Genomic DNA, 12,963 nt, shown 5'->3' with positions numbered 1-12,963 from the left:
GTATTCCGGGGTGGCGTCCCGCCGTCACCGAAAGTTTCTGTGAGATCTCCGAAAGTTCCGGGAAATCCCGGTCTCGGAGAGGGTTCGTCATGCCCGCGTGCAGGGATAGCATCCCGCTCATGAAACCTGCGAAGCCCGTGGAGTCCCGGTCGGCGGCAAGCTCCACCCAGACGGCGACGCTCGCCGAGATCGCCCGCGAGGCCGGTGTGTCCGCTCCGACTGTTTCGAAGGTGCTCAACGGCCGCGCCGACGTCGCACCGGGGACCCGTACGCGCGTGGAGGAGTTGCTGCGCTCCTACGGCTACCGGCGACGACGGGCGGAGGCGGCCCGCTCGCCGCTCATCGACGTGGTCTTCCACGAGCTGGAGAGCGCCTGGGCGATGGAGGTCATCCGAGGCGTCGAGAACGTCGCACGCGACGAGGGGCTGAGCGTCGTCCTCTCGGAGAGCGCGGGCCGTCTCACCCCGGGCCGCACCTGGGCCGACCAGGTCGCCGCCCGCCGCCCGCACGGCGTGGTGCTGGTGCTGAGCGGCCTCGACGAGTCCCAACGGGCGCTGCTGACCAGCCGCTCCATCCCCTTCGTGGTCGTCGACCCGGCCGGCGACCCGGGCGCCGACGTGCCCTCGGTCGGCGCCACCAACTGGCACGGCGGGCTGTCCGCCACCCGCCACCTCGTCGAGCTGGGCCACACCCGGATCGGCGCGATCAGCGGGCCCTCGCGGATCATGTGCAGCCGCGCCCGGATCGACGGCTACCGTGCCGCGCTGGAGACGGCGGGCCTGTCGGTCGACCCCGAGCTGATCCGGCAGGGGAACTTCCACCACGACATGGGTTATCGCGCGGGTCTGGAGCTGCTGCGGCTGCCCGACCGGCCGACCGCCGTCTTCGCGGGCAACGACCTCCAGGCGCTCGGCGTGTACGAGGCCGCGCGCGAACTCGGGCTGCGCATCCCGGAGGACCTGAGCGTGGTCGGCTTCGACGACCTGCCGCTGGCCCGCTGGGTGGGACCGCCGCTGACGACCGTACGGCAGCCGCTGACGGAGATGGCGGAGGCGGCGGCCAAGCTGGTGCTCGAACTGGGCCGCGAGGAACGGCCGTCGGCGGGGACGCGGGTGGAGCTGGCGACGAGCCTGGTGGTGCGGAGCAGTACGGCGCCGCCTTCGGCGTAGGGCACGGGTGGCGCGGGTGGCGCCTTAGGTACAGGCCACGGGTGCCGCCTCCGGCGTAGGCATGGCTGATGCGGCCGATGGTGCCGATACGACCGTGACGGATGTCTTGACGTGTGATGGGAGCGGTCCCACACTGCTCCGAAGTAAATCGGTTCCATGACCGAAACTTTCGGAGGCACCCGCAATGAGAACCTCCTTACGTACACGTCTTACCGCCGTGCTCACCGGCGCCGCAGCCGCGGCCGCCCTTCTCGCGGCCGGTACGACCGCTCACGCGGCCGACACCCCGCTGCGCGACCTCGCCGCCGCGAAGGGCAAGGTCATCGGCACGGCGGTGACCGGTTCCAAACTCACCGGCACCTACGGCGACATCGCCGGGGCCCAGTTCAACTCGATGACCCCCGGCAACGCCATGAAGTGGGAGACGGTCGAGCCCAGCCGGGGCACCTTCAACTGGGCCGAGGCCGACCAGATCGTCGCCTTCGCGCAGGCCCACAACCAACAGGTGCGCGGCCACACCCTCGTCTGGCACAGCCAGAACCCGAGCTGGCTGACGAACGGCACCTGGACGTCCGCCGAGCTGAGCAGCCTGCTGCAGAACCACATCACGACCGAAGTCACACGCTACAAGGGCAAGTTGGCCGCCTGGGACGTGGTGAACGAACCCTTCAACGAGGACGGCACCTACCGCTCCTCGCTCTGGTACAACGGCCTGGGCTCCGACTACATCGCCAACGCCCTGACCTGGGCACACGCGGCCGACCCGAGCGCCAAGCTCTACATCAACGACTACAACGTCGAGGGCGTCAACGCGAAGAGCACCGCCCTCTACAACCTGGTCAAGTCCCTGAAGGAGCGAGGCGTTCCGATCGGCGGCGTCGGTCTCCAGGCCCACCTGATCCTCGGCCAGGTGCCGTCCACGCTCCAGCAGAACATCCAGCGCTTCGCCGACCTCGGTGTCGACGTCGCGATCACCGAGCTGGACATCCGCATGCAGGTTCCGTCCGACAGCGCGAAGTTGACGCAGCAGGCGGCCGACTACAAGGCCGTGATGGACGCGTGCGTGGCGGTGACGCGCTGCGTCGGCGTCACCGTGTGGGGCTTCACGGACTCCGACTCCTGGATCCCGGACGTCTTCTCGGGCTACGGCGCGGCGACACCGTACGACGAGAACTACGCGCCGAAACCTGCGTACTACGCCATCGCGACCTCGCTCGGCGGGACCTCGACGCCACCGCCGACGGGTGCGTGCACGGCGACGTACAGCGTGGTGAACCAGTGGAACACCGGGTTCACCGGACAGGTGAAGATCGCCTGTTCGGGGGCGGCGCTGTCCTCGTGGAAGGTCGGCTGGACCTACGGGGCGGGCCAGCAGATCTCGCAGGCCTGGAACGCGACCTGCACCCAGTCGGGCGCGACGGTGAGCTGCTCGAACGCCTCGTACAACGGGACGGTCGCGGACGGCGGCTCGGTGACGTTCGGGTTCAACGCGTCATGGAGCGGCAGCAACCCGGTGCCTACGGTGACGCTGGGCTGAGCCGAGTCGGGCTGAGCCGGACTGAGTTGAGCCGGACTGAGTTGAGCCGGACTGAGTTGAGCCGGACTGAGTTGAGCCGAGCTGAGTCCGGCATGAGAAGTATGAGATTTTCCGAAGGAATGTCGGGTGGAGGTTCCCGGCCGTAATAATTCGGACTTACGTTCCTCTGCGTGACTGGAGAAGACGAGCGCGAGGGCGACAACGCGCCGAGACGTGTGGGCCGGCGGCGGACCCTGCTGAAGGTCGCCGGCCTCACGCTGGCGGGCGTGTTCGTGCTGTCCGCCGCCGGGGCGGGCTGGGCCTACTGGCACCTGAACCACAACATCAAGAGCGTCGACATCAACAGCGCGCTCGGCGACGACCGCCCCGCCGCGGCCGTGACCACCCCCTCGGCCTCCGCGTCCCCCCTCCCCGGCGAGGCCCTGAACATCCTGGTCCTCGGCTCCGACTCGCGCAGCGGCAAGGAGAACGCGTCGCTCGGCGGCGGCGACAGCTCCGGCGCCCGCTCCGACACCGCGATGGTCGTCCACATCGCCCAGGGCCGTACGACGGCGACCGTGGTCAGCATCCCGCGCGACACCCTGGTCACGCGCCCGTCGTGCCCGACCTCCTCGGGTGGGACGACATCGGTGGCGTACAACGCGATGTTCAACAGCGCGTACTCGGTGGGCGGTCCGGTCTGCGCGGTGAAGACCGTGGAATCCCTGACGGACGTCCGCATGGACCACTACATGGAGATCGACTTCTCGGGCTTCGCGAAGCTCGTGAACGCGGTGGGCGGCGTGGACGTCACCACGGACGAGGACATCGACGACGACAAGAGCCATCTGCACCTCAAGGCGGGCGCCCACCACCTGAACGGCAAGCAGGCCCTCGCCCTGGCCCGCACCCGCCACGGCATAGGCGACGGCAGTGACCTCGGCCGGATCGGTCTCCAACAGAAGCTGGTGAAGGCCCTGTTGGAGCAGATCGCCTCGACGAACCTGCTGACCAGCCCCACCAGGCTGTACGAGGTCGCGGACGCGGTCACGGGAAGCCTGACGACGGACACGGGGCTGGACTCGCTCGGCGAACTGATGAAGCTGGGCCAGAGCCTGAAGGCCCTGTCCGCCGACGACGTCAGGACGGTGACGATGCCGGTGGTGACGGCGCCGTCGGACCACAACCGGGTGATCGCGGCGGAACCGGCGGCGAGCAAGCTGTGGAAGTCGCTGAAGTGACGGTCCCGGGCCCGCGTACAACCAGTTCGGTCCCCGGGCCCGCGTGCAACCAAGCCGGTCGCAGGGCCCGCGTACAACCAATCTGACCGGTGCCGGGTCTCGTGCGGTGAATGTGCTGATGCCATGTCGCCGTCACGAGAGGGTGTCCCGATGTTCTCCCTGCGTTCGTACGTCCGTTGGGCGGGCCCGCTGGCGGTGGGCCTCACCGTCCTGGGAATCGGCCCTCTGGGAACGCCGGTTCAGGCGGCCACCACCGCTCCCGTCCGCGACGACTTCAACGGCGACGGGTATGCGGACCTCGCCGTCGGCGCGCCCGGAGCCACCGTCGGCGGACAGGGCAGGGCGGGCTACGCGGCGGTGATCTACGGCGGCCCGCACGGACTGTCGACAGCCCGACGGACCGTCATCAGCCGTGCCACGAGCGGTATTCCGGGTTCTCCGGCCAAGGGCCAGACCTTCGGCATGCAGCTGTCCAAGGGCGACCTGAACGGCGACGGGTACGCGGACCTGGTGGTCGGCGGGCACGGCGGCGCGGTGATCGTATGGGGCGGATCGGAGGGCCTTTCGGGCGGTACGGCGATCTCCGCGACCAGCACGCAGACCGGCGACTTCGACGGCGACGGCACGCTGGACCTGGCCCTCTTCCGCACGGAGTTCGCCAGCGGCGACGACCCCGCCGGCACCACCGCCACCGTCTGGGGCGGCCCGGTCAGCCGCTCCGGCAAGCCCGCCCGCACCGCCGCGCTCGACCCCGACCACCTCCAGTACGTCGACGTCTGGGACGGCACGACCGGCGACGTCGACGGCGACGGCCGCGACGACCTCGCCCTGCGCGTCTACTGCGGCGACGGCAACTTCTGCACGGAGCTGTACCAGGCCACAGCCTCCGGCCTGACCTACCGGCGCGGTGCGGTCCCCGACGGCGACGGCGGCGTCGCACTGGGCGACCTCAACGGCGACGGGTACGACGACATCGCCGTCGGGTTCACCTACGACGAGACGGTCCAGGTGGCCTACGGCTCGGCCACCGGCATCAAGCCCCGCACCACCTGGAAGGCCTTCACACAGGACACCCCCGGCGTCCCGGGCGCACTGGAGACCAACGACCGCTTCGGCGCCGCCCTGGCCATGGCCGACGTCACCGGCGACGGCTACGCCGACCTGGCCGTCGGCGCCCCCGGCGAGTCCCTCGGCACCACCGGCGCGGCGGGCGTGGTCGACCTCCTCCACGGCACCCGCACGGGCCTCACGGGCACAGCCGCCCAGGCCCTCACCCAGAACACCCCCGGCATTCCCGGCACCGCCGAAACCAACGACGCCTTCGGCGGCGCCGTCCAGCTCCTCGATATCAACGGCAACGGCTACGCGGACCTGGCGGCCGCGGCTCCTGCCGAGAACGGCGGCAACGGGGCGGTCTGGGAACTGCGCGGGCGGCCGAGCGGGATCGTGCCGGATGCGGCGCTTGTCCTCGATGGGCAGGGGATCGGGGTGCCTTATGCGAAGGCGCAGTTCGGGTTTGAGGTGGAGTAGCGGAAGTGAAGTAGCGGAAGTCGAGTCCGGGGACAGGCATCCACCTGCGGAAACGCCTCCCGCAGAAAAATCTTCGAAGAAATCCGGCGGTCGTGTCGATCCGCGCCGCCCCCGTTCGACGCATGGGTGAGAGGCGGGAAGAGCCCCCGCCCGGCAACCTGGTCGGTGGGGACGCGCCCCGCCGCCGTACCGAAGGAGTCACCATGCCCCGCTACCTCTCCCTGGTCCAGATCGACGAGAAGACCATGCCCGCCGAGGGCCCGAGCCCCGAGCTGATGCAGCGGATGGGGGAGCTGATCGAGGAGATCACCAAGGCGGGCGTCATGCTCGCCACTGATGGGCTCACGCCGTCCGCGCAGGGCAAGCGGGTCCACTGGCAGGGCGGAGAGATCTCCGTGACCGACGGACCCTTCACCGAGTCCAAGGAGGTCGTCGGTGGCTACGCGCTCATGCAGTGCAAGGACATGGCCGAGGCCATCGAGTGGACCAAGCGGTTCCTGAAGGTCCACGAGGAGCACTGGACGGTCACCTGTGAGGTGCGGGAGATCGCGGAGGGCTGAGCGGCCGACGGCCGGAGCCCGAGTCGGGCCTTGGCCCGGCTGTCCCGCTGGTGTCTGATGGTGGGTTGTGACCCCGCAGCCCACCACTGACGCGCACGGAACCATCGAGACCATCTTCCGTATCGAGTCCCCCCGCATCATCGCCGGCGTCGCCCGCATCGTCCGCGACGTCGGCATCGCCGAGGAACTCGCGCAGGACGCCCTGGTCGCGGCCCTGGAGCAGTGGCCGCGGGAGGGCGTCCCGGACAACCCGGGGGCGTGGCTGACGGCCACGGCCAAGCACCGCGCGATCGACCTCGTACGGCGCCGGGAGCGCTACGCGCGCAAGCTGGAGGAGGTCGGGCGACACCTTGAGACGGTGTCTCCGCACCACCTGGACGAGCCCGCCGACCCCGACGACATCGACGACGACCTCCTCCGTCTGGTCTTCACCGCCTGCCACCCCGTGCTGTCCGCCGAGTCCCGCATCGCGCTCACCCTGCGGCTGCTCGGCGGCCTCACCACACCCGAGATCGCGCGCGCCTACCTCGCCCCGGAGGCGACGGTCGCCCAGCGCATCGTGCGCGCCAAGCGGACCCTGGCGACGAAGGGGGTCGCCTTCGAAGTGCCGTACGGGCCCGAGCGCGAGGCCCGGCTCGGGTCGGTCCTGGAGGTCATCTACCTCATCTTCAACGAGGGCTACGCGGCCACCGCCGGCGACGACCTGCTGCGGCCAGCCCTGTGTGAGGACGCCCTTCGACTGGCCCGCGTCCTCGCCCAGTTGATGCCCAAGGAACCCGAAGTGCACGGCCTGGTCGCGCTGTTGGAGCTCCAGGAGTCGCGCGCCGCCGCCCGCACCGGGCCGCACGGCGAGCCGGTGCTGCTCAGGGACCAGAACCGCCGCCGCTGGAACCGCATGCTGATCCGCCGCGGTTTCGCAGCCCTCGGCCGCGCCGACGCGGTCGCCACCGGCGGGCCCGGCCCGTACGCCCTCCAGGCCGCCATCGCCGCGTGCCACGCGCAGGTGTACGCGTACGAGGACACGGACTGGCAGCAGATCGCCACCCTCTATAGCCTCCTCGCCGCCCGCGCCCCGTCCCCGGTCGTCGAGCTGAACCGGGCCGTCGCCGTCTCCATGGCCGAAGGCCCAGAACCCGCCCTCGCCCTCGTCGACGCCCTCGCCGAGGAACCCGCCCTGCGGGACTACCACCTGCTGCCCAGTGTGCGCGGCGACCTGCTGTCCCGCCTCGGGCGTACGGCAGAGGCGCGCGCCGAGTTCGAGCGGGCCGCGTCCCTCGCCCGCAACGAGCGCGAACGGGAGCTGCTGCTGGCCAGGGCACGGGAGTGCGGCTCGTAGCGCTGCCTGCGGATCAGGGGCGTTCAGGCTTCGCTGGGGCGGTCCGGCTTCGCGGGTGCCCCGATGAGCATCGTCGGGGCACCGGCCACCCGCGTCAGGAACACGGTCGCCGAGTGCGGCCCGTGACCCTTCGGCAGCACCTTGCGCCGCAACTCCTCCGGCTCCACGGCCGAACCGCGCTTCTTCACCGTCAGTACGCCGACGCCACGCTCCCGCAGCAGCGCCTTCAGCTTCTTGACGCCGAAGGGGAGCTGGTCGGTGATCTCGTACGCCGTCGCATACGGCGTCGGCCGCAGTTCGTCCGCCGTGATGTACGCGATGGTCTCGTCGACGAGCCCGCCGTCGAGCTCCTCGGCCACCTCGGCGACCAGATGGGCGCGGATGGCGGCGCCGTCGGGCTCGTACAGGTACCGTCCCACCGGCCGGACCTGGGGGTCGGGCAGTCCGCGGCCGCGCAGGACGCGCGGCCCGGGGAGCAGGGTGGCGCGCACGAGCCCGGGCTCCGTGCCGAACCACAGCACGGCCTCCTTCACGTCCCCGCTGTCCGAGATCCACTCGGCCTCCGCCTCCGCGGGAACCGCCTCGTGCGGAATCCCGGGGGCGACCTTCAGTGCGGCCCGCGGCGCCTTCCGCGCAGCGTCGACGGCCCATGACAGTGGCGGCGAGTACGCCTCCGGGTCGAAGATGCGGCCCCGGCCGCCGCGCCGGGCAGGGTCGACGAAGACCGCGTCGTAGGTCGTCGTGTCGACCTCCGTCACATCCGCCTCGCGCACCTCGATCAGGTCGGCGAGCCCGAGCGCCTCGGCGTTCGCGCGCGCCACCGCCGCCGTCAGCGGGTCCCGGTCGACGGCCAGGACCCGGATCCCGGTGCGGGCCAGCGCGATCGCGTCCCCGCCGATCCCGCAGCACAGGTCGGCCACGGAGCGCACGCCCAGTTCCTGGAACCGCCGGGCTCGGTACGTCGCCACGCTCGTCCGGGTCGACTGCTCGACCCCGTTCGGCGTGAAGAACATCCGCTCCGCATCCTCGGCCCCGAACTTCGCCGCCGCCCGCTGCCGCAGCCGCGCCTGCCCGAGCGCCGCCGACACCAGCTCGGCCGGATGCTCGCGGCGCAACCGGGTCGCGACGGCCAGCTCCTGCGCCGGGTCGGTGCCGTGCACCTCGTCGAGGAGGGCGCGGCCCTCGGGGGTGAGCAAGGAGGCGAAGGAGACGTCGTTCACCAGGTCATTGTGGGCCAGTCGGTGGACGGTGTGCCTCCGGCCGCGGTGTCGGGGTCGTGTGCGGGGTGTGGCCTGGGAAGATCCGGCACCATGCGACTAGTAGGACAAAATGAAGAAAACGGCATTAAGTGCGCGGGGTGCGCGGGGTGCGCGGGGTGCGCGGGGTGCGCGGGCCGCGCGGGGTGTGCAGGGTGCGCGGAGCGTGAGAGGCATGCAGACGGCGCGGCGCATTCGGAACACGCGGGGCGCGCGCGGCGCAGAAAGCAGCTGCTGACCGCCCGCGTGCGCGGCGCCACCGCCGTGCTCGCCGTAGCGGCCCTCGCCTCCGGCTGCGCCGAAACCACCCCCAGTACGCATGTGCGCCCCGCGCCCGGCCAGCAGCCCCTCAAGGCGCCCCCGGCGCGCGCCCTGGACGCATACGCCTCCCATCTGCGCGCCGCGCACGCCGCGCGCGTGGCCGCCGCGAAGCGCTGGGGCCTGCCGAAAGTCCCGCTGAGCGCGCCGGCACCCCCCGCGCACAAGCCGGTGATCAAGGCCCGCAAGGGCTTCGAGGTGGAGGGTCAGGAGGAACAGGAACTGCCCCCGGTCTTCACCACCATCCCCACCAAGGACAAGGTCGTCTTCCTGACCATCGACGACGGCGCCGAGAAGGACCCGGCGTTTCTGAGGATGATGAGCGAGCTGAAGATCCCGTACACCGCCTTCCTCAGCGACTACCTGGTGAAGGAGAACTACGGCTACTTCAAGAAGATGCAGGACACAGGAGTCGTACTCAACAACCACACCCTCCACCACCCGTACCTTCCCGGACTCTCCTACGAGCGTCAGAAGCACGAGATCTGCGGCATGCAGGACATCATGGCGAAGCACTACGGAAAGCGCCCGAAGCTCTTCCGCCCGCCCTACGGCAACTACAACGAGGACACACTGCGCGCCGCCAAGTCCTGTGGCGTCAAGTACGCCCCGATCTGGGACGAGGAGGTCTTCGTCGACCACTGGGAGTACCGCGAATGGGACCGGAGCCTGCACCCCGGCGACATCGTCCTCACCCACTTCCGCGGCAGGACGGACTGGAAGGGCACCATGCCCGACATGGTCCGCCGCTTCCTGAAGAAGGTCACGGACGAGGGGTACGCGGTGGCGCGACTGGAGGACTACCTGTGAAGGCCCGCCCGTGAGACCGCGCGTCCTGGCCGCCGCGCTGCTCACCTCCGCACTGCTCGCACCGCTGACCGGCTGCGCCCAGTCCGTGGACCCCATCGAACGCCTGAGCAAGAAGGCGGCCCAACGGGTGCGTCCGCACACCCCGCCTGTCACCGCCCGCCACGCCGCGGGCCCCGGCCGGCCGCAGATCATCGACCACATCCCCACCCGGGACAGGGTCGTCTTCCTGATCTACGACGGCGCCCCGACCCCCCGTTTCCTCACCATGACCCGCGAACTGCACCTCCCGGTCACGCTCTGCGCCCCCGCCGGCTGCGGAATGGGACCAAAGACCCTCACCCCCCGCAAGAACACCGCCCACCTGACCCCAGGCACCATCATCCGCGCCGACCCGACCACGACCCCCGCCCTGCTGCGCGACATCCGGAGTCAAGGTTTCGCGGTGGCGAGCTTGAAGGACTACCTGTAGGTCCCCGCTCGTTCAGCGTTCGCGGACGAGGGTTCCCAGCCCGGCTGGGCCGAGGGATTGCTGTATCGCCAGCTCCGGCGACTCCCTCTTGCTTCAGCGCAAGTCGCCATGCGAGGGTGTGTCCTGACGGACACTCAGCATGGCGCCTGCTTTGCGCCGGCGAGGGAGGGGTCGGGATGAGCCTGGACGAGCTGAACACCAGCGCGCAGATCGCCAAGCGGCTCGGCGTCAGCCGGCAACGCGTCGACCAGCTCGTGGAGAGCGGACAGCTGCCGCAGCCGGTCGGCCGCTCCGGGCGGACCCGGTTGTGGCGGTCCGCCGACATCGAACTGGCCCTCGCGGGCAGCGATCCGTCCACCGGACGGCCGCCCACGCCGGACTGGGACAGCGTCCCGGCACCGGACGCCCCACTGCGCCTGGACGTGGACGAGGTGCTCACCGTGCCCGGCGTCTGGTACGACGAGCCGCCCCGGGTGCACGTGCGGATCTGGCGCGGACCGGCCGCGGGCCCCCGGCGCACCGTGGTGCTCTACGGCGCCCTGGCGGAGTCGCACGGCATCATCGTCAACTTCGCCGAGACCGTGGCCCGCACCATCGCCGCCCAGCACCTCGGCCTCGGTGAGGCGCGCAGTGCCTGGTGGTTCGGCTTCTGGCCACGCGGCTTTCCGCTCCGCGAGCCGAGCGTCGACTACGTCAGCTTCGCCTTCCCCCGGGCCGCGGCCACCGGCGGGCTGCTCGACACCCTGCTGCGGCGCGGCAGCCGGGACGCCTGGACCGGCGAGTTCGACACTCCGGTCTGGCAGCGCATCCAGCGCGACCAGTTGACCCGCATCCTGGGCACCGAGCCGGATCTCGACTTCCCGCCCGGCACCTACACCGCCGACGTGGTCACCGCACTCGCCGCCGGACACCGCCCGGCCGTCATCGACTTCGACCCGCAGCGGCTGCACACCCAGTTGCGCCACCTCACCCGCCTGCACCTCTACCGCGCGGCCCTGCTCGCCGGGAGCGAGCCCCGCCCCGACCTGCCCTCTCTCGGCCTGCTGGCGCGGGACGGGGACGCCGCGGCCGCACGCACCGCCGAGGCCCTCGGCATTGCCGTGCGGGCCCTGCTGCCCGACGCCCTCACGGCCGCCGAGCACTACCGCCGGCACGCCGACGCCGAGGACCCGGGCGCGCGCTTGGTCGAACGCCGCTTCTACCAGCCCGGCCCGGACGAGAACCAGCTGCTGACCCGCTACGCGAACCGGCCCGACCGGGAGCTGTCGATCGGTGCCGTGCACCGGGCCCTGACGGCGGTGCGCGCCCTGGCCGGTGCGCTGGCCGACCAGGGCGAGACCGGCGGTCCGTACGCCGATGCGGACCTCGGCGACGCCCTGGCCGCCGCCGAACCCGAACTGGTCAGCACCCGCCACCTGCTGGACCCCGCGCTCGTCGACGACCCCGGCCCCGCCCCGCGGGCCATCACCGAGCCCGGCGACGCCGAACACGCCTACCTCGCCACCGTCTCCTGGTGGGGCCCGGCCGCCGGCGACGCCCACCGAGCCGCCGCCCTGCGCGGCCACCTGTGGGAGAAGGACCTCGAGGGTCTGCGCACCGGGTACGACCCCTTCGGCCGTCTGGTCCTGCACAACCCCACCACCGGCACCGTGGCCGTCGAACGCCCCCGCGCGCTACCCGCCGTCCCGTACCCCGACGACGCCGAGATCGCCGCCACTTCCGGGAGTCTTACCGCGTTCGTGCTGCTCCCGGACGGGCGGTGCGACATCCTGCCCACCGACCCCCGCTACACCCACCACGACATCACCTGGGGCTACGGCGGCACCGGCCCGGAAATCCTCGCCCGCGCTCTCGCCTTTGCCGTCCTCGCGCACCCCGACCCCGAGCACCCGCTCACCCTGGAGGACCGCGCGCCCGGCATGGACACCTACCTGATGGACCTCGTCACCGGCCACCCGCAGCACGAGCCCCTGCGCATGACCGTCGGTGCCGTGCGCACCCGACAGGAGGTCGCCCCGACGTCGGCCGAGGCGACCGAGTAGCGGCCCGCCTCGTTACTGGCCCTCTGCTGCGGTCCACGCCCGGACTGTGTTCGGACTGACCGCCGTGATCTCCGTGATCCGCCGGATCGGGACCTCCACCACGCGGGCCGCCGCGATCAGCGGGCGCAACTCCTTATCCAGCTCTTCGAGTTGAGCGAGGAGCTCGATCCGGCGCTGTCCGGGCCCCCGGAGCGTCGCCTCTGCGTCGGCCCGAAGCTGGGCCGGTGTCTTCTGCGTCATACGAGTCAGTCTGACACATTCCATCCTCGTTGCGCAATAAGGTTGAGCCTCAACCTTCGACGTGTCCCACCATCACGACTGAGCGGGCGGCTCTCCCCCGTACTCCTCCGACGGCCATGGCGGCATCGCCGACGCCGTCGTGGCCGACTGTCGTGGCGGAAGCTCGCGCGCAGGAGCCGGAACCGGCACCCCGCCTGTCCCGGCAGTCTCGTCACGTGACAAATCCCGGCGTACGACTGCCGACGCCACGGCGGCCACCACGATTTCGCGCTGGCGCCTGGCCTCGTACGCCCGCTGTCGGCAGCTGCGGCGGCAGTAGTCCTTGCTCCGGCCGACGCCGGTCTGCTGGATCGGCTCGCCGCACCAGGCGCAGAGCTTCGAACCTTCGGCGTCCCGCGGGGTGTCATGCTTCGTCATGCCGACGACCGTAGCGGCAGGCGCCCGCCCTGCAGCAGACTCCCCGGACGAGCACTGCC

Annotated in this window: 12 protein-coding genes; 9 read left to right on the top strand and 3 right to left on the bottom strand. The window is 71.2% G+C overall.

Annotated features, from left to right (window positions below; all coding sequences use genetic code 11):
• Nucleotides 1-119: 119 nt before the first annotated feature.
• From AB5J56_RS18410 to AB5J56_RS18385, 6 genes are all read left to right on the top strand, one after another.
• On the top strand, nt 120-1,169 hold the full coding sequence (locus tag AB5J56_RS18410; RefSeq protein WP_369233838.1) for a LacI family DNA-binding transcriptional regulator: 1,050 nt from the start codon (nt 120-122) through the stop codon (nt 1,167-1,169).
• A 184-nt stretch (nt 1,170-1,353) separates the two neighbouring features.
• Nucleotides 1,354-2,706, top strand: a complete 1,353-nt coding sequence (locus AB5J56_RS18405; RefSeq protein WP_369233837.1) for an endo-1,4-beta-xylanase — start codon at nt 1,354-1,356, stop codon at nt 2,704-2,706.
• A gap of 170 nt (nt 2,707-2,876) precedes the next feature.
• On the top strand, nt 2,877-3,926 hold the full coding sequence (locus AB5J56_RS18400; protein ID WP_369233836.1) for an LCP family protein: 1,050 nt from the start codon (nt 2,877-2,879) through the stop codon (nt 3,924-3,926).
• 150 nt (nt 3,927-4,076) lie between these two features.
• Entirely contained in the window at nt 4,077-5,456 is a 1,380-nt protein-coding gene (locus AB5J56_RS18395; RefSeq protein ID WP_369233835.1) for an FG-GAP-like repeat-containing protein, read from the top strand.
• Between the two features lie 203 nt (nt 5,457-5,659).
• On the top strand, nt 5,660-6,016 hold the full coding sequence (locus AB5J56_RS18390; protein WP_369233834.1) for a YciI family protein: 357 nt from the start codon (nt 5,660-5,662) through the stop codon (nt 6,014-6,016).
• 67 nt (nt 6,017-6,083) lie between these two features.
• Nucleotides 6,084-7,352, top strand: a complete 1,269-nt coding sequence (locus AB5J56_RS18385; RefSeq protein WP_369233833.1) for an RNA polymerase sigma factor — start codon at nt 6,084-6,086, stop codon at nt 7,350-7,352.
• 23 nt (nt 7,353-7,375) lie between these two features.
• Here AB5J56_RS18385 and AB5J56_RS18380 read toward each other — a convergent pair whose 3' ends face one another.
• Complete coding sequence (locus tag AB5J56_RS18380; RefSeq protein ID WP_369242632.1) at nt 7,376-8,590, bottom strand: methyltransferase domain-containing protein; 1,215 nt, start codon at nt 8,588-8,590, stop codon at nt 7,376-7,378.
• Between the two features lie 264 nt (nt 8,591-8,854).
• Here AB5J56_RS18380 and AB5J56_RS18375 point away from each other — a divergent pair, with 264 nt between their 5' ends.
• The 3 genes from AB5J56_RS18375 (at nt 8,855) to AB5J56_RS18365 (ending at nt 12,247) form a co-directional block, all read left to right on the top strand.
• Complete coding sequence (locus AB5J56_RS18375) at nt 8,855-9,736, top strand: polysaccharide deacetylase family protein (RefSeq protein WP_369233832.1); 882 nt, start codon at nt 8,855-8,857, stop codon at nt 9,734-9,736.
• Nucleotides 9,737-9,746: 10 nt separating this feature from the next.
• A complete protein-coding gene (locus AB5J56_RS18370; RefSeq protein ID WP_369233831.1) occupies nt 9,747-10,205 on the top strand; it encodes a hypothetical protein in 459 nt (152 codons plus the stop codon).
• Between the two features lie 176 nt (nt 10,206-10,381).
• Nucleotides 10,382-12,247 (top strand): helix-turn-helix transcriptional regulator, encoded by a 1,866-nt coding sequence (locus AB5J56_RS18365; RefSeq protein WP_369233830.1) that lies wholly within the window; start codon nt 10,382-10,384, stop codon nt 12,245-12,247.
• A gap of 12 nt (nt 12,248-12,259) precedes the next feature.
• Here AB5J56_RS18365 and AB5J56_RS18360 read toward each other — a convergent pair whose 3' ends face one another.
• Both AB5J56_RS18360 and AB5J56_RS18355 read right to left on the bottom strand, forming a co-directional pair.
• On the bottom strand, nt 12,260-12,487 hold the full coding sequence (locus AB5J56_RS18360; protein WP_369233829.1) for a hypothetical protein: 228 nt from the start codon (nt 12,485-12,487) through the stop codon (nt 12,260-12,262).
• Between the two features lie 72 nt (nt 12,488-12,559).
• On the bottom strand, nt 12,560-12,904 hold the full coding sequence (locus AB5J56_RS18355; protein ID WP_369233828.1) for a hypothetical protein: 345 nt from the start codon (nt 12,902-12,904) through the stop codon (nt 12,560-12,562).
• Nucleotides 12,905-12,963 lie beyond the last annotated feature (59 nt).

Source organism: Streptomyces sp. R21 (assembly GCF_041051975.1).
GTDB lineage: Bacteria > Actinomycetota > Actinomycetes > Streptomycetales > Streptomycetaceae > Streptomyces.
The sequence above is the reverse complement of the archived record's forward strand: the minus strand, read 5'-3'. Positions and strand labels throughout refer to the sequence as shown.

Excerpts from the sequence above, each read along its gene's own strand:
- AB5J56_RS18410 (WP_369233838.1), top strand. The coding sequence starts at position 120 with ATGAAACCTGCGAAGCCCGTGGAGTCCCGGTCGGCGGCAAGCTCCACC.
- AB5J56_RS18405 (WP_369233837.1), top strand. The coding sequence starts at position 1,354 with ATGAGAACCTCCTTACGTACACGTCTTACCGCCGTGCTCACCGGCGCC.
- AB5J56_RS18395 (WP_369233835.1), top strand. The coding sequence starts at position 4,077 with ATGTTCTCCCTGCGTTCGTACGTCCGTTGGGCGGGCCCGCTGGCGGTG.
- AB5J56_RS18390 (WP_369233834.1), top strand. The coding sequence starts at position 5,660 with ATGCCCCGCTACCTCTCCCTGGTCCAGATCGACGAGAAGACCATGCCC.
- AB5J56_RS18365 (WP_369233830.1), top strand. The coding sequence starts at position 10,382 with ATGAGCCTGGACGAGCTGAACACCAGCGCGCAGATCGCCAAGCGGCTC.
- AB5J56_RS18360 (WP_369233829.1), bottom strand. The coding sequence starts at position 12,487 with ATGACGCAGAAGACACCGGCCCAGCTTCGGGCCGACGCAGAGGCGACG.
- AB5J56_RS18355 (WP_369233828.1), bottom strand. The coding sequence starts at position 12,904 with ATGACGAAGCATGACACCCCGCGGGACGCCGAAGGTTCGAAGCTCTGC.